The sequence below is a fragment of the Buttiauxella sp. S19-1 genome (assembly GCF_022134725.1).
GTDB classification, from domain to species: Bacteria; Pseudomonadota; Gammaproteobacteria; order Enterobacterales; family Enterobacteriaceae; genus Buttiauxella; species Buttiauxella ferragutiae.
The window spans coordinates 1-22490 of sequence record NZ_JAHWLU010000082.1 but is presented as its reverse complement, the minus strand read 5'-3'; the positions used below and the strand labels follow the sequence as shown (position 1 = coordinate 22490).

The following is a 22490-nucleotide window of genomic DNA, read 5'->3' as shown; positions in this document are numbered from 1 at the left end:
AATTCATACTCTTTAAATTTTATATTACTACAACCGCTAGACTCTACTGTATTGTAAGAAACCGACGAGTTGTTATTAATTTTCCTTACTATAAAGTCATCACCATTAAAACCAGTCGGCGTGTTTATTTCAGGAATAATGTCTGCAAGAGCTAACTTGCAAATACAAAACACGAACAAAAAATGTTTAGTTTCCATCTCTTATCTCCTTATGGTTTTGAAAATGAAGAACAATGAGATTAGAGCCGCCTCTCAGGGCTTTACTTTGCGCATTCCTCGAAGTCTTTCTCATTTAAAGAAAGGTTTTTCAGATCTTTCATTGAGATTTTATTCGCTGCAAGTTTTAAGCTTAAACTTTGGGAGAAGCAAAAACTGCCACCTGAATAAAAGTAAACCTCGTCAGTTTTATCTGGTGAATTATCTTCTGATTGATATAAAGCATCGGCCACATACCATTTAATATCTTTGCTACCTTTAACAGTTTGCAATTTATCTATACCGAGACATGGTTCAGAATCTTCTGCATATCCTGACCTATATTTCCTTTCAGGTATAAGGTTTTGATCATTAACTTTGAGCACTACGTTACATCGACTGTAAGGCTCATCTTTCCCTGGCACACCCTCACGGTTAAAAACGAATGGGTATGCATTTTCAATACCTAATTTAAGAAAAACATAGTAAGGAGGAAACCCAACATCAGGGGCATTAACTTGGTATACTTGAGAGAGGCCGTAAGGCTCCCCTTCTTTAAAAGTATAATTTTTGACTGCAGATGAAACATCCACGGAATTCGCAATTGCACCTGATGAATAAAATACAATAACACTAACTAAATTCAGCAATAAATTTTTGTTTTTCATAATTACCCTCACCTTCGCTAGTTTGTATAATCAAAGGTGATTTTCGCACAACCATTACCAATCCTCACTTACTTATATCGATACTTATTTCACTTAAGAGCTTTGAGAGGTATAGCGCATGATTTCGGAGTGTTACCATCATAAAGCACATTAATTAAATTTTCACCCTCGATCCGAATGTTAACAAAATCATCGCCGCATACAGGTTTGATCTCTTTAAATTTTTTTTCAGTTGGAGTAAAGATAAATAATCTATAAATTTTATACGTACCCATTCCTTCATCTAAATGCCATACACTAAAGTCTTTATAACCATCACGATTATAATCCTCGGATGTAATATGATTCTTTTTCTCAGATAAAACATCTATTTCTTCTGCGCTAAGAATCTTACCATGATTTAAAACTAATACTAACAACGAATCATTATCTTTAAGCAAAAGTTTCGCAGAAATACCATCTGTACTGTTAACATCTAAAACTTTATTATCACAACCTAATGCTATATTTGTGAAAATATACAAAAGAAAAAGAATACATCTCATGACAACCCCTTATGATTTTGTTAAGTCCACAACAATGCGAGATTTTCCAGTAGGGCTTACACTGACAGCTGTATCAGTATTTATCTCATCCATTAAATAAAAACCAATAAATTTCGAATAGGCTTGTCTTTCATAGTACCCATTCGAGCCACCATTAACCAAACGATTGATTAACCCGACATTGTCTGCTGTGAAATCTTCATCTGCGACTCTGTTCATTGAAGTTTTTCGTTTATAAACCTTTGAAGCCCAGTAAAATCCACCAGAATCACAAGAGTTGTATTTATCTTCAGCCACGATATCGGGATCGAATCTTGGAAACCATCGAAACAAAGTACCACCATCATCGGGATGGGCTGCATAATGAGTTGAGACTGAAGTAAGCCGAGGAGCGTCAGGGTTTAATCTATCAGTATATAAATCTGAATGATTTGGGAAACTTCGGTATTCACCGTAGGTTTTATACAGTCCTGCCCATGTAAGTTGCATGATCCCTCTACCATAAAAAACAGTATAATACTCCGTAGCAGGATTCACCGAATTATAACGTCCAAACCCCCACTCATGTAATAATTTTTTACTGCCACCTAAATCCCTCCACTGAGCAGTTTCCAGTAATGTTTGGGGTATGAAAAATGATATTCTTTTCTTATCTCCTCCAATATATTTTCTAACGCATAAATTCAAGGATTTATAATGCGATTCAATCCTACTTTTAGCCTGGGCATGATTTATTGAATACACACTTGCAGGCTGCTTTTGAGCAGTTCTTGGGTTGCCACTTGATGAGTAAAATAAATACTTCGGAAATGTGGCTGCTAGCTCGTCAAGACTCATCCAACTACATGTTCTAAAATGCTCAATAAACCCACGCGGGTCAAAATGCCATACTTTTCCTTTCCCTAATTCTCCCAAATCAAAACACAGGGCTTCTGCATGCTGTTTGAATCTGTCATAGTCCTCCTTACTCATCAGCGTTCGTACTTTTGATTCCTGTGTCCCGGGAACCTGCCATATGGCCGTTTTTTCCGATGTACACTGCTCCCAGGGCAAACCCGTCTTCAGCCATTGGTACCTGTCATCAATGGTGCTTTTTTCCCACTCGAACGGTAAACAGCAGATAAGTTTGTTACTTTGAGCTTCATACCTGCCCTCTTCCCGTAACTTTCTGATAATCGCCGAATTACACTGGCTGTGGGTATCATTGTCATCATCTACCAGCAGCCATCCCGTCCAGTGAGGAAAGTCTGCATCGCTAAATTTTTTAATGCCAGAATCTGCGAGATTTACCACCCCTGTTCCGCCCGGATAACTGACCGTCATCCATAATGGCGCGTCTGCTGGTATCAGCGTTTCATTTTCCGTATTGATAACCCGGCCAAAACGAAGCAACTCAAACCCGGCGCTGGGGCTCTCCTTATAATTCCGCATCGCAGTGTTATAAAGGTTGTATTCGTAATCCTCACCGTCTGCGTTAACCAGCGGAGTGCCGACGGCTTCAAAGGCATCTTTAGTGCCCGCACACGTTTGGCGCGTCTTCATCGTGCAAGCGCCCTGGCTGAGGGTCATGCTGACATACAGAGGCACCGTACTTGTGTGCACTTCGGTCAGGCCCGTTGTGACAGCGGTATTATCTGCCGGGCGCGTCGCATAAAATTTCGTCCCAGCTGGCAGATAAAAATGGATATCACCGTAAACCGCATCAGTGCGACCATCTTTCGAAATATCCAGCTCCCCAGTTCTTCTGCCCGTCAGCTTACTGATGTTGGCTTCATCACAGAAAACCTGGAAGTGAAATTCATTCTGGCCGTCAGTCATTCCGGAAGAGCCAAGCGGGTCTTTACGGTAGATTTTGGCATCAACTTTTATCTCTGCTTCCAGAAACTTCAGGTGCATATACAGAGAATAAAAAACAACCTTCCCGCCTTCCCCGGAACCAATCTCAGTCTCATGCTTCAGTAAAACATAGCCATTATCCGTTCCTCTGATGGCCGAATATTTCAGCGGAAACTGGTCTCTTTCCCAGGGTTTTAAGGGTGTTCGACATGACACGACCGTGCCGTCAGCTATCGCCCTGACTTTCTCAGGCGCTACGTCTGAATCTGTATGCGGTATATGAATTCCACCATGCCATGACTCTGAGGCATTGAGAGGATATCCTCTGCGGGAATTGACAGGCATCATCGCGTCAATCCAGTCAGCATCAGACTGGGCTGCATCTTTATCTCTCAGGAACGGAGGACTGATAATCATGTGGTGACTCCTTGTCAGGAAAAAGTAAAATCACTGGTGGGTTCTGTTGTTTCCGGGGCGATATTCGGAAAATCTTCTGGTTTGTTTGCCTTTGCTTGTCGATCGTAATGTCCGGCCCGTGTCCTGTAATCACCGGCGGTTGCCGACTCAATAGCATTGCCATCCAGTGTGATGTAGCTGCCTCCCCCATTCAGCGTCAGCTTCTTCTTCGCAATAATTTTGATTTCATCTTCCGTACTGATAATGCTGATTTCCTTGCGGGCTAACAGTGCCATCAGGTCGTTCTGTGCCTGCACCTGCACAGGGCCCTGATTCGCTATCAGCTTAATACCCAGCTTGCGGACAAACACGCTAAGGGCATTACCCACCCCGATAAACAGGTTTTTCACCACGCTGACATCGGCATTCTTTCCCGCCGTGGCGATCAGGTTCTGGCTGGCAGACACCTGCAGATGTTCCCCGCTGGTCAGTGCGATACCATCCGGGGCGCTCATCAGCAGCACCGATTTTTTCAGGTCTGTCAGCTTCTGCTCCAGCAGTGTTACCTGGGCCTGCAGGTCGGCCGGGTTCGCCGTGGCAGTCTGTGCATCATTCGAAATCGCCGTCATCTGCTCCCGGGCGTCACCCAGATGACTGACCGCCGGCTGCATGTCCAGCACCTGGCCCTGCGCCTTAGGCTGCCCGTCAGCGCTGATGAACATCCCTTTCTGCGCCCGTATCGCACCCCAGCTGTCGGTTCTGAGCTCAAAACCCTCACCACGCTTTTGTTTCTCGCTGTCGACAAGATGACCGAGGTTCAGCTGGCTCTTGCCGCCGTACTCCGTGGAGACTTTGATATGCTCCTGGCTACGCGTGTCATCCAGGCGAATTTTGTTGTTGGCAGGGGTGCGCAGCACGTTGCGTTTGTAGTTACGGATGGTGACGTGGTCGCCATGCGCCGAGTCGTGCAGTACGCCGGAGATGTACGGCCGGTCCGGGTTGCCATCCTCAAAGCCAATCGCCACTTCGGTGCCCGCAAGCAAGGGCAGGTGCAGGCCGTAGGTGTCTCCGGCATACGGGCGGGACTGGCGCACCCACAGACTCTCAAACCCGGTTTCCCAGTTGTCGCGGTCAAACAGCATGTTGACGCGGTAGCGGCCGTCTTTATCGATATGGCCATAGGTGTCATTTTCCGTGGTGCTGGTCACGCGGGCAGGCAGTGTACCGGCCATCACCGGGCGGTCACCGGGTGCCGGACGGAAACCAAAATCAGTGCTGTCCGGGATACCGTCAAAATGCACTTCAAAATCCCGGTCACGACGGGCATGGGTGGTCATGGTCGTGATAACCACACCTCCGGCGAATATCTCTGCCACTTCATACCCGCCGGTCACCTTCAGAACCTGACCCGGGGAGAGGGTTGGACAACTGGTGATGGCACGGGCCTGTGTCTGGCCATTCAGGTAACGCTCATGCCGCAGTCGGGCGTAGAAAGCCCCGGACTCCGGGGCCGGGTTGCGGTCATAAGCACTGCCCGCCGTCAGGTAATTGTCGGCATAGTGATAGGCATCCCCGTAGGTAGTGGCATCCCCGCAGGTCGCATCGACCTGCGTATTCATGTCTTCGGTGGCCTGACGGTAGTTGTAATCGCGGGTGCTGACCTGCTTTTGCACTACGTGGTGATGGCTCTCCATCCCCCACACGGAGTCCACGCCTTTCGAATGCTGTCCTGATGGCGGAACCGATGGCAGCGTCAGGCCTTTTTCATACCCCTGCTGACCGTCGTAAAACTCCACCACATCGATATTCAGGCGCGTGTCGGTGGTGAAACGGAACCAGATGCCGACTTCACCCAGCAAACGGGTGATGAAGTGCAGGTCATTCTCGCCGTACTGCACCACCTGCTCACGACGCGGGTACGCTTTACTCAGCGAGAACAGAAAATCCTGACCACGCATGTTGTGGCGCTCGCGCAGAATTTTTTCCACGATTTGCGGGACAGACATGTCCTGGTAAATGGCATTCTGGTGCGAACGGTCAAGCAGCGCCAGGCGCGGAGTCAGCGTCAGAGCGTAGTGGGTTTCATCTTTCGAGGTACTGAGACGTTCAAAGCCACTGACCACGCCCTGGATAACCCGCACTGCCTGCTGCAGCTTAATGCCATAGCCCTGGTCAACCGGAGCCTGCAGCGTCAGCGAACCGGCCTTCATCAGCATCATTTCTTTGCTGATGGCATGGTCTGCACTGGTGAACTCCACCCGGTAGCTGAAGGGCTTACTCAGGGCTTCATCACCCTCAAAGGCCAGCACGTCGAGTTCTGGCTCACAACCTTTTATCGCCAGCAGGTGGTGATTGTGGCTGAATCTTATCGGGAGATTGTTGCTCATGCATTCACTCCTTGTGTTCGATCAAACGCCAGTCCGATCCCCTCTTCTTCACTCCAGCTAAGGTGTAATGACTGTGGTTTCTGCTTCGCAGCCATGTGAGTGAGCAGCTGCTGGCTCAGCACCGGCAGGATTTGCTGGTTGAGCAGGCTGTCGACATTACGTGCGCCGGTGTCCGGCAGCAGGCAGGCGCACGTCAGGGCGTCAAACAGACTTTCGTCGATGTGGGTGGTCAGACCGTAATGACGCCGTAAGCGCTTGCTGACCTGATCCAGCTTCATCTGCACGATGGTGCGCATGGCGGTTTCTGCCAGAGGGCGATAAATCACTGTCTGGAAGCGGGCCAGCAGTGCGGGCTGGAAGTGGTCACGCAGGATGGGACGCAGCAGTTCGTGCAGGTCGCTTTCGGTGGCTTCTGGCTGTTCATCCAGCAGCTGCATGAGGGGGTCGCTGCCGAGATTGGAGGTCATTAGGATCACGGTGTTACGGAAGTCGATTTCGCGCCCTTCGCCGTCGCGCATAAAGCCCCGGTCGAACACCTGGTAGAACAGGTTCATGACATCACGGTGGGCTTTTTCGACTTCATCGAGCAGCACCACGCTGTAAGGGCGCTTGCGCACCGCTTCGGTCAGGATGCCGCCCTGGCCGTAGCCGACGTATCCCGGAGGCGAACCTTTTAACTGGGAGACGGTGTGCGGCTCCTGGTACTCCGACAGATTGATGGTAATGAGCGACTTTTCACCGCCATACAGCACATCCGCCAGGGTCAACGCGGTTTCAGTTTTCCCGGTGCCGCTCGGGCCGACCAGCAGGAACACGCCCTGTGGGCCGTTCTCGGAAGTGAGCCCGGTTTTGGCGGCACGCAGACGCTGGGCGATGGCGTTAAGTGCCACGTCCTGGCCCACCACGCGTTTGCCGATTTCCGCTTCCAGGTTCAGCAGTTCGGTCTGTTCGTCCTTCATGAGCGAGGAAATCGGCACCCCGGTCCAGTCGGCAATCACGTTGGCGATGGTGCGGGTATCGACGTCGACAGACAGCAAAGGGCGGCTCTGCTGCATGCCATCGAGTTGCTGTTGCAGGTCGCGGGTCTCACTCTGACGAGAGATATCCTGGCGGGTTTCCAGCAGTTGCTCAGTGAGCGACAGTTCCTGACCGTACTGCGTCTCACATTCGTCCAGTTCGGTAAACAGGCGGATTTCTTCCTGTTCAATCGCCGCCAGACGCTCGCCCTGATTGTTGCTCCCGACGGCAACATCTTCCAGCAGCGCCTGCTTCTCAATTTCCAGGGCGGTGATTTGTGCGCGAATACGCGTTAACGGCTCCGGCACGGTATCCAGACTCATGCGCACGCGGGCAGCTGCGGTGTCGAGCAGGTCGACGGCTTTGTCCGGCAGCTGACGCCCGGTCAGATAACGGCGCGACAGCGTGACAGCGGCACGGACCGCCGCATCGGTAATGTGCACGTTGTGGTGTTCGGCATAACGCGATTTCAGGCCGCGCAACATCAGGCAGGCCGTCTCGTCGTCCGGCTCGTCGACTTTTACCATCTGGAAACGGCGCTCTAATGCGGCATCACGTTCAAAATACTGTTTGTACTCACTCCAGGTGGTGGCGGCGATGGTGCGAAGTTCGCCACGCGCCAGGGCCGGTTTCAGCAGGTTAGCGGCATCAGCCCCGCCAGCCTGATTACCGGCACCGATAATGGTGTGGGCTTCGTCGATAAACAGCAGAACCGGATTTGGTGACTGTTGTACCGCGTCGATGACGTTTTTCAGGCGCTGTTCGAATTCACCTTTCACACCCGCACCCGCTTGCAACAGGCCCAGGTCGAGGGTACGCAGGCTGACGGTTTTCAGTGCTTCCGGTACATTGCCTTCGGCGATACGCAGGGCCAGGCCTTCCACCAGGGCGGTTTTACCGACACCCGGTTCGCCAACCAGGATGGGGTTGTTTTTACGGCGGCGGGAGAGGATATCGACCATCTGGCGGATTTCGGTATCACGGCCAAACACCGGGTCGATTTTGCCCTCTTTCGCTTTGGCAGTGACATCGAGGGTGAATTTATCCAGCGCATTTTGCAGCGCCGGGTTGAGTTCGCCATTGCGGGTTTCGGCTCCCACCGGACGGCCGACCATTTCAACATCGCCGCCCTGCTGAGCAAGTTCGGCTTCCTGTTGCAGCTCCGGGCGCTCGTCGGACTGCGCATCGAGCAGTGGACGCAGGCGTTCCAGTTGGCTCTGACCCAGCGTCAGCAGCGGCCAGAGACTGTCGCAGCGCACCAGTTTAGGTTTACCGACCAGCGCCATCAGCAGGTGGTGACTTCGGATCTGATCTTCACCGGAAAGTGAGGCCAGCATCCACGCTTCCTGCATCAGGGTCTGAATGCTGTCTGCCAGCTGTGGGCGACCGCGAACAGAGCGCGGGAGCGCATCCAGCCAGCCGAGCAAATCCTGCCACAGGCCGTCCATATCCCATTCGTAGCGGCGCGCCAGCACCGTCAGGTCACCTTCGCCCTGCTCCAGCAATTTCAGCAGCCAGTGTTCCGGCAGGATTTCCGCATGCGCACGGGTCTGGCACAGGGAAGCTGCCCCTTCCATGGCACGGGCACAGTAAGGGTTCAGACGTCGCAGCAAAATAGCGGGGTTTTCCATGACTCTCTCTCTTTATCGGTTCCTGGACACGCTACCGCCCCTCGCTGTTCCCGTTGTTCTGGGGACCAAAGCGCACAAGGTCAGGCTGGCAGATTGTGTGTGTTTTTGCTGAAGGCCCGAGCTTGCAGGCACTCAGCAAAAAACGGGCAAACTCGCTGCCCGTCTAAACGGTTACTCTAAATAGTTCGTGCTGTAGCAAGACGGCAAGCGAATGCAGCCCCGGGAGCTTACATAAGTAAGTGACAGGGGTACGTGAGCACAGCCAACGCCGCTACAGCGCGAAATATGACGAGTAACTTACGCGGTGGCGCGTTCGTTCCATGAATCGGAATGAATGATGTTGCCGTCTTTGTAGGTCCAGGTGATTTTTTCGTAACGCAGTTCGATGGTTTCGAGGTGGTTATGCTTCTCGTAAGAAGGATCTTTGATGTCGTGCATTTTCGGCGCGACTTTCACCATCTTGACGTTTTCCAGTTTGGTGTTGAAATACTCCACTTCCTGGCCCGCATCGTTAATTTTGTACCACTTGAACTCAGCAGATTTCAGGGTCTGACCGGTGGTCACCGCCTTGTAAAGATACGGGCTGGAGGAGTCGATTTCCTTGGTGAACAGGAACGGGGTGTGAATGCGGGTCCCGGTCAGTTTGCCGGTGTTGTTGTCGGTCGGGATGTACAGGTTATGCTCCTGAGCCACCACTTCGATGCTGCCTTCACGGTCTTTCACATCCACGGAACCTTTAATGTCCGCACCGCCGTCGTCTTTCAGCCACAGATAAACAGGAATAGCCATTATTTAATTCTCCATTTCATTTTGAGTCACGCCATCATCCTGCGATGACGTATTGTTGTTGCCTGGCATTCGACAGGCGTCGGCCTGTGGAACCAGACTGATTTCGACACGACGGTTCAGCGCGCGGCCTTCCGGCGTGTCGTTTGTCGTGACGGGGCGGCTTGCGCCGTAGCCCTGTACCGCAAAACAGCTTTCCGGCACATCGCCGGTGTCGCGCATCCAGTTACGCACCGATTCGGCACGCTCACGGGACAGCGGCTGGTTGATCTGCTGACTGCCGGTGTTGTCGGTATGACCCGCCACCACAATCAGCCAGCCCGGTCTGGCTTTGATGCCCACCAGAGAATTCACCAGCACTTTGGTCGAACCCGCCTTCAGATCCGCTTTGCCGGAGTCGAAAAGCGACATGCTGTCGAGACGCACAATTTTCGGGGCCTGATTTGACTTCGGTTGCGATTTCGGTGGTGGCGGCGGAACATACGAGCGAATAGCCTCCAGCACCGGCATACGCAGACGCTCGCCCTGATACAGGCCGAGGCTCATCCGGACCGGGACACCATTACGCACGTGGTCATCCAGCTGCGCGGCATCCTCTCGCAGGGCAGCGACGGCATCAGCTTTCGGGCCGTAATCATCCATCGGAATACGGTCATAACGGGCAATATCGAAGCTCACGCGGTGCAGCAGCTGGCGATTGTTCCAGCCACTGCTGAGCAGCGCCGCCATGGCCGCCAGCGTGAAGAGTCCGAGTGCACAGCGCCAGGTGCGGCCACGAGGGGTTAATCCTCGCCCCTCCGGCAGCAGCGGCAGGACGAAATCCGGGAGCGGTGATATCACCGTGCTGTCAGTCCCTACCGGCTGCCAGCCCGCCACCTGCTGCAGGGCCGTGTGACGGGACAACCACGCCGTCCAGGCCGACGCGGCCAGGCTCCCGGCGAGGATCGGCCCCATTCCCCACAGCACAGCCGTAGGCGCAATGACCGGCACATCAGGGTTCTCATCCATAAACACGGCTTTGACGTGGCTGTGAAACCAGCTCATCAGGCTGTTCATCAGTACCTGCTGCTGCATCACAGGCGCCCCGCCGGTGGTGACCCACGCGGCAATCGAACAAGGTGCTGCGGATTCACGCCAGACTCTCACCCCTTCACCCGGAAGAGCCGCCTGCCAGAGCAGGTCATTTGTCATCGCACTGCCGACCTGACCATTCAGAACGAGCGGTATGGAATGTCCGGTCTCCTTACGCAATTGGCTGATTTGCCAGCGCAAGGCCAGCAGACGGCTGGTCAGTGCTTCGCTGTCAGCGTGCTTCTGCGGACAGACACTGACCATGACAGACAGCTGGCGTCCCCAGTCCGGGCGCTGCCATAGCACCTGGCGGGCCAGCTGTTCCAGCTCCTGAAACTCCTCAACCCGGATCCAGCAACCCTGCGTGACTGTCAGCACCTGTGACTGCTGCGGCCAGGCCAGCGGCAGATCGCCACACACCAGCACCACCGGCTGGCGATATGTGGCTTCCGGGAGGTCATCCAGACGCAGAGTGACGTCAGGTTGAACACGACGGCTGGTGACATACCAGGACGCCGCAATCCCCCCCATAACAACCAGAAAAATAAGCACAGACGCCAGCCGCGATGCAGGCAGAAAACCCAGGCAGACAACGGCACTCAGCAGGGCGGCCCACAGCGCAAGTCCGCGCTGTTGTGCAGGGCTCATTTCGCGACTCCTGGCAGCAGGGTCAGCAGCATCTGATCGAGCCAGTTACTCAGCCCCCACCACAGGGCAGCGACCACTATCACACTCAGCGCAATACGCACCGGCCACGACACCAGCCAGCCGCCTGTCCCCCATCCGCCACGATTTTCCGCCAGGACGGGATGCGTTTGTGGATAGCTGAAGGGCGGGACCTGTTCACTGAGCGCGCTGACCAGTTTTTGACGCTCCGGGGCGTTCAGGGTGCGAAAACCACCGAGAAATCCCAGCATCATCACCCGCTGAAAGCAGGTCACGACGGCAGGGTCAGGCGCCGGTTCACGCAACACGTCGCGCATCCGATCGCACAACGTATCACCGGCGTCCATGGTGCCGAGGAAATGCCCCTGCAGAGGAATGTCATACCACTGCACGCTGGCGTCATCGTCCACGCCGCGGCCTTTGACCGCCTCATCGAGCAACGCGCACTGCGCTGTGAGGATGTGCCGGCAGCTGGCATCATCGAGCTCTCTCGCTTTCAGTTCGTGCTGGACGCGCTCCACATCGGCGATACAGTGCTCCCACAGCATTCGCCCTTCCCCGTCCTGGAATGTCGGGCCGTGGCGCAGGCTGATAACCTGCAGCCAGGTGTCCTGCAGCAACGCATCAATATCAATGGGCGCGGCGGTGCCGCGTTTACGCTCACTCATGTTCTCAGTACCGCAAAGAGTTCAAGTTCAGGCTCGCCAAGCATCCCCGGGACGTAAAACATGCAGGTGCCACCCTGCAGCATCTCCATGGCCAGAGGATGAGAGACATCGAGGCTGAAATACTGGTTTTCCAGGCGCAGTGGAATGGCTGCGGGCACATGACGCAGCGGCGTCAGGGGAACCCCCTGTTTGGATGAGTTAACAATACTTCGGACATGATCCGGACTGCCCACTTTGCACTGGCGCGGGAACTGCTCCTGCAGTTGCGCCACCGGCATCGGGGAACGCACCGAGAGATAGTAATCAGCCCCTTCGCGCAGGCGCGGGTCATGCAGGCGGGCCTGCCAGAAGTGGAGTCGGGGATCATAGTCAAGCTCAAGTGATACCACCCGTGACGGCAGGCTGGCTTCCAGCAAATCACCCAGTAAATCAAACAGCGGCGGGAATGCAGCATTCAGTTGCTCATGCTGCCAGGCCGGAATGGCACTCACCTGATGCTCCAGCGAGAACGTCAGCAGACTCCCGGCCAGACGGGCAAGCTCCGGATACAGACGCTCTGGTGGGCTTTGCAGATTACGCTGAAACTGTCCCAGCACAGGCTCGGCGCTGTTCAGGGCGTTCAGCAACCAGAAAAGGGACACATCGGCCACAGCAAAATCCGCCATGCGTTCATTACTTTCACGGCGCATCGCCATCAGGCGGCTCAACCGGGCACGCAGCTGCATCATCAGTTGTTCCAGCTGGGTGACCAGCCAGTGACTGCCCTGAAGGGTCAGCAGTGGAGGGAGAAACGTCTCATCAAGGAGCCAGCTCCCCTGCGAGTCCTGCTGCAGGCGGGCGACCGGGCAGGTCAGGTAATCGCTGTTGTTCTGATGAGCAAAGCGCAGGGTCAGTTCCGGCTGCATCACCGCAATCTGGCGGGTATCATCCCCAAAGGTATTGCGGACATCCCGCCAGCGCTGACGATATCGCACCGGACGCTCGGCCACCTCATCGGGTTTCAGACAGTTGCCGCCGTTCGCACGCAGCAGCGGCAGTGCCAGTACTACCACGACGTTATGCATAGCGTCCGCCAGCGAAAGCACCGGCGGCAGTGCGTCAGCATTGTCCGTATCTATCAGCGTGCCATCCCGGAAACGGGCATGAAGATGACGGGCCTGCAGGCGCCCCAGCTTCAGTGCATCCGGCTCGAAAGTAGCATCAATCACACCCCACGGCTGGGACAGCCCAAGCTGGGCAATGCATTCCGCTGACCAGGCCGCATGGGCGGCCTGTTGCTGGAAGTGCTGGGGAGAGACCATCTGACCTCTGCCCCATAACGGTTGTTCCGTTTTCATTGACTTCCTGCCTTAAGTTACGCTTTCGCCTTAGGCATCTGGGAAACCAGAGACAGGTTCACGTCCATACCTTCCACCTGGAAATGCGGCACGGCGAACAGTTTCACGCGGAAGAAGCCCGGATTGTCCTCGATGTCTTCCACCACCACTTTCGCATCGCGCAGTGGGTGTGATGCCTGCAGTTCGTCACCCGGATCGGTCATTTCAGTCACCAGACCACGCACCCAGGTGTTGAGTTCCAGTTCCAGCAAACGGCGGTCTTTGGTCGTACCGATGTTTTCGCGCTGAATGATTTTCAGATAATGTGCGATACGTGACAGCAGGAAGATATACGGCAGACGCGCGTTGATGCGGCTGTTGGCCGTGGCATCCGGCGTATCGTACAGTGCTGGCTTTTGGGTGGAGTTCGCCGAGAAGAAACAGGAGTAATCGCGGTTCTTGTAGTACGACAGGGGGATGAAACCGAGGTTAGAGAACTCAAATTCACGGGTCTCAGGGATCATTACCTCAGACGGGATTTTCACCTGATTACCGGTGCCGAGGTCGTAGAGGTGGATCGGCAGGTCTTTCACTGCACCACCGGCCTGTGGGCCACGGATTTGCACGCACCAGCCGTTGTTGACGAAGCTCTTCACCATGTTGGCGGCAAAGGCAAAAGACGCGCTGGTCCACAGGTATTTATCGTGGTCCGGGCCTTTCACTTCTTCTACATAGTTGAAGCTGCGTACCGGTACAGTGTCCGGGCCATACGGCAGACGCCCCAACACACGCGGCATCACCAGACCGAGGTAGCGGGAATCATCGGTGTCGCGGAAGGATTTCCACTTGATGTATTCGGCGCGGTCAAAGTAGTTGCCGATATCTTTGATGGCCGCCACGTCTTCCATCGAATTTTTATTGAAGAACTTAGGTCCAGCCGAGCCGATAAACGGCATATGGGCCGCCGCCGACACTTTAGAGATGTTACGCATCAGCGCCACGTCCTGCGGGCTGGCATCAAATTCATAGGCCGAAATCACCGCCGCAAGCGGTTCACCGCCCGGGGTATCGTACTCCGAAATGTAAGAATGCCAGTATAATCCGCTCTGAATAACTTCCGGTGCATCCTCAAAATCCTGGCGCAACGCATCTTTAGACACGTCGAGGATTTCGGTTTTCACATTCTGGCGATAGTCAGTGTTATCCACCAGATGCTTCAAACCACGCCACAGCGACTCTACCGCCTGAAATTGCGGGTGGTGCATGACCGCATCCAGCTGGCGGCTAATCTGGTGGTCCAGCTCGGCGATATGGTGGTCAATAAGGGTCTTGTCGAGCTTATTCACTTTCTGGCCGGACTGGCGCAGACGCTCCAGAAATACCTGCACGCCCGCAGTAATACGCTCATTGGTATCAGCTTCCGCCATCGCGGCTTCATCCTGCCAGCTCGACAGGTCACTCAGACTGGATGCGGGTTTGAGGTTGATTTTTTCAAACAGAGAGGCATAAACCCCTTCAGATGTGGAACGTTCCCGGACCAGCGTATCACCAGCGGGTACAGTGGTTTCATTCTGTACAGACATCAGCATTTTCCTTAAATTTTTCCGTCAAACTTTCGGGGCAAGCGCGGCAATTTCACTGCGCAGTTCATTGCTCAGCGCCGGGTCACGTAATATGGTTTCCAGTTCGCGGCGAAACGTGGAATTATCAAGAAGATTGGATTTGAGGTCGCGCAACAGACTGCGCATGGCGAGCAACGCTTTCAGCTGGGGTATCTGCCGGGCTAACTGTTCCGGCTCAAAATCCTTCATGTCCTTAAAGCTGAGACGGATATTTTCTTCGCTGCCATCACCGGCAAGGGTATTTTCAACGCTGAGATTCACCGACGGAGACAGTTCGGCTAAAACACTGCCCAGGTTATTTTTATTCACGTTGATTTTGGCACGCTCAGACAAAGGACGGTCTTCCTGTCCATTACTGAAGTCACCGGCCACCAGCAATTTCAGCGGTAACTCGACTTTCTTCTGAGCGCCCCCGGTATGCAGGTTTAATTTGAGGTTAATACGGGCTTTCGGAATTTCTTCCTGGAATGAACCGGACATGCAATGTTCCTTCATATGGCGTGCTTCAGACGGCTGATGACCGGAAACATCTGACATACCTTCCGGACAGCACCTCACCGCATCTGCAGCGATGAATAAAATGGATAAAACAGACAGTTACGAAGAAAAGGCTACGCCGATTACACGCACTAACAAGGGGGTGGCAGGCCTGAAATGTAAATACTCATGATCTGAATGTAGGGAAATGTCAGCAACCAGGAAGGTGTTTTGCAATTTGTAAAAGGTCGGCTAAAGCAGATATGTCGCTATTAACTCACGGATATCTAGCCAACATCACGACTTATTTCAGGAGGGGAATTATTTCAGTTCAGTAACACTTAATGTTGGTTCCGGGACTGAAAATTAAATAACACATCACGCCATGCACGCTGCATATATGATCTTTTATTAATTATCACGAATATATAAAAGCATATACATTCATCAAAATGATCATTTAAAATGAAAAACATTCTGAACGCGCGTCCTGATGCGAATAATTTTCTTCTGCTTACAATTACTGACCTTTTTTAGACTCAACACTGTAACTTCCTTCCTCGACTTATCTATCAACATAAAACAACCACAACACTGACGTTATTTTTCCCGCAAAAACATTCACCAAATAAATATATAACCTCGATTTATTCATTGAACGGCGAAATAGATCGAATTTAAAAAATTGCTCTGCGAAAACGATCTGACTTTAAAAAAAAGCTCTGCCAGCATCTGCCAGAAATAACCCACTCCAAAGAAAGGGAATAAATGGACACGGCTGTTGCGTTGCCGGTGGAGTTGTCGCCGCAGAACGACCGGAATGTCAGTGAACTAGCCTGGTCTGTCGCCACTGGTGGTACCCGGCACACTGAGTCCGCCCGTAAGATTGCAGAACGCTGGATGGATAAGGGCGGCGGCATCTACCGGCGGGCCGGGCGTTTTGTTACGCATTATTTTTCACCATCAAAAAGGAGCCTTCTCTATGCGTTGCCCTGAGTGCAATAAATACGACGCGCTGAGAAAAGAAGAGGACGGGTTCCGGTGTGACTACTGTAAATGCCGGTTTCAGCTCAAAGAAAAAACCCGTTACCTGGACGTCGACCGGCACGCTAAACATTTTAAGGCGTCGACAACGACCTCGGATAAGGCACTCAGCCTGACAAAAATGGCCGGGGCAGTGACCGCAAATACGGCCCTGTTTGGCGGAAGTATGCTGGTTAATATTGCCGAAAGATCACTAAAACACAGTGAGGAATTGTTCGGTTCGGAAGAATTTAAGCAGCGACGCCAGCAGGTGAAGCAGCAGACCGAAAACTACAAAGCCGAGCTGGCCGAAAGAGGCCATCTCAGACAACAACTTCATTCAGACGAACAAAAGGATAAGCCATGAGCAGAAAACACCATGATTCAGAACGTGATTACTTTGAACAGTCCGATGAGAAACACAACGAAGAATGCGGGAACTGCGGCGGCAGCGGGATGACCGATTGCCCGATGGAGTGGGGCGATGACAACTGCCCGTCAGAATGCCCGGCCTGTGGTGGCTCCAGTAAAGTTGTTTGCCCCGACTGCCACGGGGCAGGCACCATCGAAGCCTGAACCGGGTTTAATTATCAATGCGGCGGAGTTTATCTCCGCCCTGTCGCCCCGAAAAATCCCGGAGAAGACCTGGTGAAACAGATACCTTTAGCCCTACTGCTGCTTACCACTGGCGCAGGTGCTACATTCTCAGCGCAGGCAGATATCGCCCCAACCTTCGCAGCGCAAAATAACACCCCCGGAAATGTGTCGGCTGCTGAGCGAATTCGATTGCCAGCTGGTCAACAACGTCACTACCCCACAGCAGCATCATGATTTTGATGCGATGATTGCCACTGAGGCAAGCAATACGGCTATTGCAAAAGCGCTGGATGAAAAAAGCAACAGCATTGAAGAAGAAGCCAAACAGTTCACTAAAGCTCAGTATCAGAAGGCCTGTAATCTGGTATTGAACAAATATCCCACGCTGCGGGATTGTCCAATACGCATGAGCGATATTACCGATACGCTTCCCTTGCGAGCATGGCAGTTTGATAACATCACGGTAACTGATCCGAAGACACATACGCGAATCGATGTTGACCTTCCCGCTCTGGTTTCGGAAATAGAAAACCTCCGACTGGAAAATCTGCAACACCCGAAGCAGGCTGTCGAAGCAAATGACCGGGAACGCTTTGCGCTGAAAAAACGCATTAGTGAAGAGCAAGAGCAGAAATACGCGCTGCTCGGCCAAATCAAATTTAACGTACAAGTCCGCCAGAGAGACGGATTACGCAAACTGGCTCGCCTGAATGAAGACGATTACATCATTCCCTGGTTCCCGTACAACGTGAACACCTCGCATGGGCAGGCCACACGCTGTTTCAGCTCGTCGCATCACGTCTATGGCATCACCTCGTTTGTTTCCGTCAGTGAACAGAGCAACCAGATGGCCGCTGTTTACTTTCCTGCTGGTGAGGGTGAGGTCGAAGATGCCTACAACAATAACCAGTCCGACCACGCAGCACGCTGGATGGCAGATTCTCTGGACATGCATGGCGATCCGACACAGGCACAGCGCATGCGTGAGCACATCGGCGTGATGAGCTTTACACTCGCGGGCGTTGGCAATAATCCCCATATTTTCATGAACCAGGATAAACGTTGAGGCTGAAAATGATGAAAAAGACCCTCCTGCCACTGGCCTTCGTTGCCACAATACCTCTGCTAAACGGCTGTGATGGTTCACTCAGCCAGTCCGATACTCCCTACTACACCACGGTTTTTCAGTGCACCCTCAAGGATTCTGATACCGGCTGGTGCTTCGCAACCCCCACCCGGATCTACAGCACCGATTACAGTTATGTCGGTAAAGGCAGCGTACAGGACTACTGGGTGCGGGGTGGCAGAGTGTGCATCGCCAATACAGCTGGTTGCGCTGAGATTAATGTCAATGTGGGCGAAAGAGAATAAGGCTTCTGCGAAAGGGAAGCGCCATGCGTTCAAGACGCTTCTTCACCATCGCAATGACGGCATTATTGACCCTTTCCGTCGCTCACGCTCAGGTTTTTACCTGTACTTTCAACAAAGGGATCTTAGTGAAAATCAATGACCATTTTGACAGCGATCCGACAACGCCAAACCACAATGCCATCAACTATGTTCACTATATGTCAGGCCGATCTCGCCCTGACGGCAGTGGCAACCGGCTGGGCGAGTCAGAACCACATGATCATAGCGAACTACCGCTTCCAGCACGGTGACTTATAACACCATCGCCATTCACGATGGTGTGACGGGTTTTGACGGGTTGAATGTCTTTCAGGGCACCGCACTGGTCGCGAAGCAGGTCTGCATACATGGAGGCTGGTCACTCGCCCTCACCCACTCAACACTCCCCAATGACACGGACAGGCCAGTCGCCGATACGTTCGTGCAGCAAAAGGCACTGAATCATGCACACCTGCGCCCGCTGTGAGAAAAAGCTAAACCTCGTCGAACGCCTGTTTGCGCTGGACAACGCGGACTGTGACAACGGTTTGTGCAACAATGCTGCAAAGTACGCCACACTGTCTCTGCCCTGGGGAGACTGGGGCTTCCCGGATGTGGACGGCAGCGTTGTCTCAGACACTGCGCATATACAACGCTAACGGAGCCTGACCAGATACCGTCACCCAGCGCTTCCCTGCCACAACAAAACCCTGCCCTTCCAGCAAACGCTCCATCCCCGGCGTTCTGGTCGTGGCAAATAAAGGCGTGTGCGGCATTTCATTAATCAACGCCTGCAGAATACGACGCCCCAGTCCCTTTCCCTGATAATCCCGGGCGACGGAGAAGAACCCCACTTCATGAGCAGGCCAGGTGCCAGGTGCAGTAGTGAGTCCTGCACAGGCAGTAAACACACGTTGCTGATAACCTGGGGCCGGATTTTTAATCGCCCCGGCCGCGATAAGCTGTCCATCACCGTTATGCAAAAATGCCAGAAGCTCTGACGCCGGCACCCTGGCCGCACTCGCCTGCCCGTTCGCTCTGACCAGAGACTGAAACGCGTTAATCTCAGCGACAGAGCAAAGGGAAGGATGCATTAAAACAGGCGGCAGGTCAGTCATTGTTACGGTTTACCTTATCAATAGCGAGTCAGCACCTATTATAAAACGACCAGTACCGGTTAGTCTGCATGGACTTCTCTGCTGTAAATGCTCAGATAGCACTTAGGGCAATACTTTCTGCCAGAGTAATCATGGTCGCACTCAATGCAGTGCCAGTGGCGAACAACCTCAACAGGCCGTAGTTTTTGTAACTGCCGCTGCAACGCGAGTTGTCGCCGCTCAGTCAGCGAAAGGTCGTCGAAATATGCGCACTTTTGCAGTTGTGCCTGCGTAAGGACGGGTGTGTCATGTTCGAACCACGCCTGCTGACCACCCGCGGTACGATGAAAACGCATCGGACAGTCACAGTGGTGACAAGTCAATAACGCAGTTGAACCAGGTGTCACGTCTGCCGCCCTGACAATGTGACCGTCGGTATTCAGTGCCATAAACGCTTTACGAATCCGCATGAGATGCTCCCTGACCCACGTCGCCGATACTTTCGCCAGCCGGCGAAGACCGGAACGAATGGGGTGGCTGAAGTAAATAAAAATGGGGGTTACATCTCATAGCGCGGATCGGTATTTATTTACGGCATGGGCATCGAGGACCTGTTGCGTCGGTAACATATTCTGGCAGCTTCAACCACAAGTTAAGGCACTGAGATAGGCTGAAGCGAATGAGCACGGCAGACCATCACTCAAAACATTTAAATCATCATCCCGCGAACAGGAGTGGCAATGTGCAGTATTGGTACTGATCGTATTTCGAGTATGAGATACCGTGTTTGTTTCTGGCTGAGTAAACATATCGTGCTGATTGATCTGATCTTGATCAGGTGGTGTGCTATTTAAATCTTTTATAAAACTTCGCTCATGATATCAAGGCGTAACACAGACACTTTTACTCAGGATAACTAATAATGAAAACGTTAACGCTTGCCTATGACATTGTGGAAATGGTCAAAGGTAAATCCGCTATTGAAGCCATGGATGTCATTAACGTTGCCATCGAAATTGAAGATGCAGGAGACAGCCTCAGCGATGCAATCCTACATATACTGGCTCGTTTGTTCACTCTGAGTTTTCCGGAGATGGCTTCCCAACTGCCTGCTGGTGTTCCTGACGATCTCATGCAACAAGCGCTTGCTCTGGTTAGAGACATTGGTAACGGTAAATATTATTAATTTTGTCAGGGGTATAACGCCCCTGCACCATTCCGACTTACCCGCCCCACTCTTTACCGCTTTCCACTGTCTGGACGATCTCGCTGGTTTTGATTTCGCGGTGATAGCCGTAGGCATCAGCATAGTGCGTCACCCCTGAACGCTGATCGGCCTCGGGTTTGCCCTGTGTTTTGATGACTTCGACGGTTCTGGTCGTCATCGTGTAGTCGGTGGTACAACCGGTTAGCATCAGCACAAGCAGCGCCATCGGAGCCAGGAAGAGAGCTTTTTGCATAAATTGGTTTCCATCTTTGATTTCGCGGCACTTTACCGAAGATACCGAAAGCCTGAGGGATTTTTAGGGCGATGGTCGGTTGTAGTGAGTTCCTGACCACAAGGTGATGGCAGTGAGCCGTATCGATACGGACATTGCGGCTGTAATACGTTCTGAGGGGATGTCGTGTGAATTGACTGAGATGAGAAAATTAAATGCAGATCGCTGACAACATTGCGTGGGCATCTGGCGTCCCTGCCCTGCCGCCGCGCGCCAAAAAGTAAAGTAAAGCGTCACTGACGCAAGGTCATTGATGCTTCAGCATAAGTAAGAAATAAACAACTGCAACACTGTCGTGTTACAGCTGCTTATTCCCGGGGCTCAATCACGTTTGGTTTTTACTGTTTTGTAATTCAGGCTGGTATCTGCATACCATACCCCGAATTACGTTTTTTTTTATTTAGTTACTTATTATTTGAGAAAAAGCGGAGAGAGCGAAGCGAACGACAGCCTCGGGTGGGTTGGGAACCAACCCACTTAATAGTGAGTAACAGTTACTCTTTTAAGTATATCCGACAGCAGGCAGGTCTCACCTCCCATATCCGACCCATTATTCATTCCGGTCCTCCATCCATTTATTCCATTCAGGAAACATCACCATGACGTCAAAACTCGATGCCATCCTTAACCGTGCCGTCAATCTCAGACCCGACCAGGCAGCGCTACTGACACTGCAGTCCGATGTGCTGAAGTTTCGCCATAATCTGCATGTACCCGAAGACGCCGTCGTTTACCAGTGCGGCTGCTGCAGACGTATCGTTGACATCCAGGAAATGGTGGCAAATCCCTGCACCAGTGATGGCCTGAGCCACTACTGTCGCCCCTGCACTACCGTTAAGTTTCAGGGTGCCCCCATGCCCGTCATCCATAAGTTTCAGGATGCGCACCGTATTGCCGCTGGCGCGACATGTGCCATCACTGGCGCAGAAGGAAACCTGGTCCCCTTCTTCTATACGTTCGATATCAGCAAACCCGTGTTTTACCTGCGCCGGGACTTCCAGGACATATTTATCCAGCGTTTCAGCTATCGCCTGGTGGGTTACGACAAAACTAAACTGAAGACCGAACCGGAAAAGCATCCCGTGTGTCGTTACCCGGCGACCTGGTTTACGATACCGTACCGCCAGATTGATAACATCCGGCACGTTCTGGCACTCGTCCGCCTTATCAACAAGACCCGCCCGGACAAACCCACTGAACGCAAAAAAGGCGAGGAAATTGAGGCCTTCCTGAAGCACTGCATTCTGCCTGAAATCCCCTCCATGTCTGTGTTCCCGACGTTTCGCCCGTACACGAAGCAAGCCGCCACCGACGCGGCGTAATGCCAAACTAAAGTAACCGGGGGCGGATTATTCGCTCAGGCCGCCGGTAACACTATCTTCTTCACAATGACTGCCCGGCCGACAGATGCGTACTGCCCGTTTTTATTTACAGCGAAGTGTCATGCTATAGAACCACAGACAACATCCCCCCGCAGACCCGGTCAGACTGATTCCCACACCATCACAGAGCCTGAGTCCGGACTCTTTAGCCCCGGACAAGCGCAAATCGCACGAAAAAACCCGTACAACAAAGTAAGATTTATTAATCTTATCAGTAGATTAA

The 22490-nt window shown here is 52.6% G+C and carries 22 protein-coding genes and 1 pseudogene; 8 read left to right on the top strand and 15 right to left on the bottom strand.

Annotation, left to right across the window (positions count from 1 at the left end; translation table 11 throughout):
• The 12 genes and pseudogenes from MES37_RS16900 to tssB all read right to left on the bottom strand — a co-directional run.
• Positions 1 to 197: pseudogene (locus MES37_RS16900) on the bottom strand (hypothetical protein); the annotation flags it as partial.
• Positions 198 to 259: 62 nt separating this feature from the next.
• Positions 260 to 862: a hypothetical protein gene (locus MES37_RS16895; protein ID WP_237932103.1), complete on the bottom strand. Its 603-nt coding sequence runs from the start codon at positions 860 to 862 to the stop codon at positions 260 to 262.
• A gap of 89 nt (positions 863 to 951) precedes the next feature.
• Positions 952 to 1407, bottom strand: a complete 456-nt coding sequence (locus MES37_RS16890) for an XAC2610-related protein (protein ID WP_237932100.1) — start codon at positions 1405 to 1407, stop codon at positions 952 to 954.
• 9 nt (positions 1408 to 1416) lie between these two features.
• Positions 1417 to 3660 carry a M23 family metallopeptidase gene (locus MES37_RS24875; protein WP_337927085.1) on the bottom strand — a complete coding sequence of 748 codons (2244 nt, stop codon included), beginning with the start codon at positions 3658 to 3660 and terminating at the stop codon, positions 1417 to 1419.
• A gap of 14 nt (positions 3661 to 3674) precedes the next feature.
• Entirely contained in the window at positions 3675 to 6026 is a 2352-nt protein-coding gene (locus MES37_RS16880; protein ID WP_237932098.1) for a type VI secretion system Vgr family protein, read from the bottom strand.
• Positions 6023 to 8674, bottom strand: coding sequence for a type VI secretion system ATPase TssH (tssH, locus tag MES37_RS16875; RefSeq protein WP_237932096.1), 2652 nt, complete (start codon positions 8672 to 8674; stop codon positions 6023 to 6025). Before tssH ends, MES37_RS16880 begins: the two co-directional genes overlap by 4 nt.
• 297 nt (positions 8675 to 8971) lie before the next feature.
• The gene (hcp, locus tag MES37_RS16870; protein ID WP_237932094.1) at positions 8972 to 9463 is read right to left on the bottom strand and encodes a type VI secretion system effector Hcp; all 492 of its coding nucleotides are present in this window, start codon (positions 9461 to 9463) and stop codon (positions 8972 to 8974) included.
• A 3-nt stretch (positions 9464 to 9466) separates the two neighbouring features.
• A complete protein-coding gene (locus MES37_RS16865; protein WP_237932092.1) occupies positions 9467 to 11179 on the bottom strand; it encodes an OmpA family protein in 1713 nt (570 codons plus the stop codon).
• Positions 11176 to 11865: a type VI secretion system protein TssL, short form gene (tssL, locus tag MES37_RS16860; protein WP_237932090.1), complete on the bottom strand. Its 690-nt coding sequence runs from the start codon at positions 11863 to 11865 to the stop codon at positions 11176 to 11178. Before tssL ends, MES37_RS16865 begins: the two co-directional genes overlap by 4 nt.
• Positions 11862 to 13202 carry a type VI secretion system baseplate subunit TssK gene (tssK, locus tag MES37_RS16855; protein WP_237932088.1) on the bottom strand — a complete coding sequence of 447 codons (1341 nt, stop codon included), beginning with the start codon at positions 13200 to 13202 and terminating at the stop codon, positions 11862 to 11864. Before tssK ends, tssL begins: the two co-directional genes overlap by 4 nt.
• Positions 13203 to 13219: 17 nt before the next feature.
• A complete protein-coding gene (gene tssC, locus MES37_RS16850; protein ID WP_237932086.1) occupies positions 13220 to 14770 on the bottom strand; it encodes a type VI secretion system contractile sheath large subunit in 1551 nt (516 codons plus the stop codon).
• A gap of 18 nt (positions 14771 to 14788) precedes the next feature.
• Complete coding sequence (tssB, locus tag MES37_RS16845) at positions 14789 to 15283, bottom strand: type VI secretion system contractile sheath small subunit (protein WP_237932084.1); 495 nt, start codon at positions 15281 to 15283, stop codon at positions 14789 to 14791.
• Between the two features lie 979 nt (positions 15284 to 16262).
• Here tssB and MES37_RS16840 point away from each other — a divergent pair.
• The 6 genes from MES37_RS16840 to MES37_RS16815 all read left to right on the top strand — a co-directional run bounded on the left by MES37_RS16840 (position 16263) and on the right by MES37_RS16815 (position 18948).
• Positions 16263 to 16670: a hypothetical protein gene (locus tag MES37_RS16840; protein WP_237932082.1), complete on the top strand. Its 408-nt coding sequence runs from the start codon at positions 16263 to 16265 to the stop codon at positions 16668 to 16670.
• On the top strand, positions 16667 to 16879 hold the full coding sequence (locus tag MES37_RS16835; protein WP_237932080.1) for a hypothetical protein: 213 nt from the start codon (positions 16667 to 16669) through the stop codon (positions 16877 to 16879). Before MES37_RS16840 ends, MES37_RS16835 begins: the two co-directional genes overlap by 4 nt.
• Before the next feature lie 184 nt (positions 16880 to 17063).
• Complete coding sequence (locus MES37_RS16830; RefSeq protein ID WP_237932078.1) at positions 17064 to 17966, top strand: hypothetical protein; 903 nt, start codon at positions 17064 to 17066, stop codon at positions 17964 to 17966.
• An 11-nt stretch (positions 17967 to 17977) separates the two neighbouring features.
• Complete coding sequence (locus MES37_RS16825) at positions 17978 to 18271, top strand: hypothetical protein (RefSeq protein WP_237932077.1); 294 nt, start codon at positions 17978 to 17980, stop codon at positions 18269 to 18271.
• Positions 18272 to 18294: 23 nt separating this feature from the next.
• Positions 18295 to 18561 carry a hypothetical protein gene (locus MES37_RS16820; RefSeq protein ID WP_237932075.1) on the top strand — a complete coding sequence of 89 codons (267 nt, stop codon included), beginning with the start codon at positions 18295 to 18297 and terminating at the stop codon, positions 18559 to 18561.
• A gap of 192 nt (positions 18562 to 18753) precedes the next feature.
• The gene (locus MES37_RS16815; RefSeq protein WP_237932073.1) at positions 18754 to 18948 is read left to right on the top strand and encodes a hypothetical protein; all 195 of its coding nucleotides are present in this window, start codon (positions 18754 to 18756) and stop codon (positions 18946 to 18948) included.
• On the opposite strand, the gene MES37_RS16810 is transcribed toward MES37_RS16815, so the two are convergent.
• Together MES37_RS16810 and MES37_RS16805 are read right to left on the bottom strand one after the other, a co-directional pair.
• A complete protein-coding gene (locus tag MES37_RS16810) occupies positions 18922 to 19407 on the bottom strand; it encodes a GNAT family N-acetyltransferase (RefSeq protein ID WP_237932071.1) in 486 nt (161 codons plus the stop codon). The genes MES37_RS16815 and MES37_RS16810 overlap by 27 nt on opposite strands.
• Positions 19408 to 19466: 59 nt before the next feature.
• Positions 19467 to 19856 carry a zinc-ribbon domain-containing protein gene (locus MES37_RS16805; protein ID WP_237932069.1) on the bottom strand — a complete coding sequence of 130 codons (390 nt, stop codon included), beginning with the start codon at positions 19854 to 19856 and terminating at the stop codon, positions 19467 to 19469.
• Positions 19857 to 20308: 452 nt separating this feature from the next.
• Between MES37_RS16805 and MES37_RS16800 the strand changes: the two genes are divergently transcribed.
• Positions 20309 to 20572 carry a hypothetical protein gene (locus MES37_RS16800; RefSeq protein WP_237932068.1) on the top strand — a complete coding sequence of 88 codons (264 nt, stop codon included), beginning with the start codon at positions 20309 to 20311 and terminating at the stop codon, positions 20570 to 20572.
• Positions 20573 to 20609: 37 nt separating this feature from the next.
• Here the strand turns inward: MES37_RS16800 and MES37_RS16795 are convergent, their stop codons facing one another.
• Entirely contained in the window at positions 20610 to 20846 is a 237-nt protein-coding gene (locus tag MES37_RS16795; protein WP_237932066.1) for a YgdI/YgdR family lipoprotein, read from the bottom strand.
• Positions 20847 to 21484: 638 nt separating this feature from the next.
• Here MES37_RS16795 and MES37_RS16790 point away from each other — a divergent pair.
• The gene (locus tag MES37_RS16790; RefSeq protein WP_237932063.1) at positions 21485 to 22207 is read left to right on the top strand and encodes a hypothetical protein; all 723 of its coding nucleotides are present in this window, start codon (positions 21485 to 21487) and stop codon (positions 22205 to 22207) included.
• Positions 22208 to 22490 lie beyond the last annotated feature (283 nt).

Bases quoted from the DNA above. Each gene is read 5' to 3' on its own strand.
- MES37_RS16890 (WP_237932100.1), bottom strand. From the start codon at position 1,407: ATGAGATGTATTCTTTTTCTTTTGTATATTTTCACAAATATAGCATTA.
- MES37_RS16820 (WP_237932075.1), top strand. From the start codon at position 18,295: ATGCGTTCAAGACGCTTCTTCACCATCGCAATGACGGCATTATTGACC.
- MES37_RS24875 (WP_337927085.1), bottom strand. From the start codon at position 3,660: ATGATTATCAGTCCTCCGTTCCTGAGAGATAAAGATGCAGCCCAGTCT.
- MES37_RS16880 (WP_237932098.1), bottom strand. From the start codon at position 6,026: ATGAGCAACAATCTCCCGATAAGATTCAGCCACAATCACCACCTGCTG.
- MES37_RS16835 (WP_237932080.1), top strand. From the start codon at position 16,667: ATGAGCAGAAAACACCATGATTCAGAACGTGATTACTTTGAACAGTCC.
- tssH (WP_237932096.1), bottom strand. From the start codon at position 8,674: ATGGAAAACCCCGCTATTTTGCTGCGACGTCTGAACCCTTACTGTGCC.
- MES37_RS16840 (WP_237932082.1), top strand. From the start codon at position 16,263: ATGCGTTGCCCTGAGTGCAATAAATACGACGCGCTGAGAAAAGAAGAG.
- MES37_RS16815 (WP_237932073.1), top strand. From the start codon at position 18,754: ATGCACACCTGCGCCCGCTGTGAGAAAAAGCTAAACCTCGTCGAACGC.
- MES37_RS16865 (WP_237932092.1), bottom strand. From the start codon at position 11,179: ATGAGCCCTGCACAACAGCGCGGACTTGCGCTGTGGGCCGCCCTGCTG.
- MES37_RS16825 (WP_237932077.1), top strand. From the start codon at position 17,978: ATGAAAAAGACCCTCCTGCCACTGGCCTTCGTTGCCACAATACCTCTG.
- MES37_RS16830 (WP_237932078.1), top strand. From the start codon at position 17,064: ATGTGTCGGCTGCTGAGCGAATTCGATTGCCAGCTGGTCAACAACGTC.
- MES37_RS16790 (WP_237932063.1), top strand. From the start codon at position 21,485: ATGACGTCAAAACTCGATGCCATCCTTAACCGTGCCGTCAATCTCAGA.
- tssB (WP_237932084.1), bottom strand. From the start codon at position 15,283: ATGTCCGGTTCATTCCAGGAAGAAATTCCGAAAGCCCGTATTAACCTC.
- tssC (WP_237932086.1), bottom strand. From the start codon at position 14,770: ATGCTGATGTCTGTACAGAATGAAACCACTGTACCCGCTGGTGATACG.
- MES37_RS16795 (WP_237932066.1), bottom strand. From the start codon at position 20,846: ATGCAAAAAGCTCTCTTCCTGGCTCCGATGGCGCTGCTTGTGCTGATG.
- tssL (WP_237932090.1), bottom strand. From the start codon at position 11,865: ATGAGTGAGCGTAAACGCGGCACCGCCGCGCCCATTGATATTGATGCG.
- MES37_RS16805 (WP_237932069.1), bottom strand. From the start codon at position 19,856: ATGCGGATTCGTAAAGCGTTTATGGCACTGAATACCGACGGTCACATT.
- hcp (WP_237932094.1), bottom strand. From the start codon at position 9,463: ATGGCTATTCCTGTTTATCTGTGGCTGAAAGACGACGGCGGTGCGGAC.
- MES37_RS16800 (WP_237932068.1), top strand. From the start codon at position 20,309: ATGAAAACGTTAACGCTTGCCTATGACATTGTGGAAATGGTCAAAGGT.
- MES37_RS16895 (WP_237932103.1), bottom strand. From the start codon at position 862: ATGAAAAACAAAAATTTATTGCTGAATTTAGTTAGTGTTATTGTATTT.
- tssK (WP_237932088.1), bottom strand. From the start codon at position 13,202: ATGAAAACGGAACAACCGTTATGGGGCAGAGGTCAGATGGTCTCTCCC.
- MES37_RS16810 (WP_237932071.1), bottom strand. From the start codon at position 19,407: ATGACTGACCTGCCGCCTGTTTTAATGCATCCTTCCCTTTGCTCTGTC.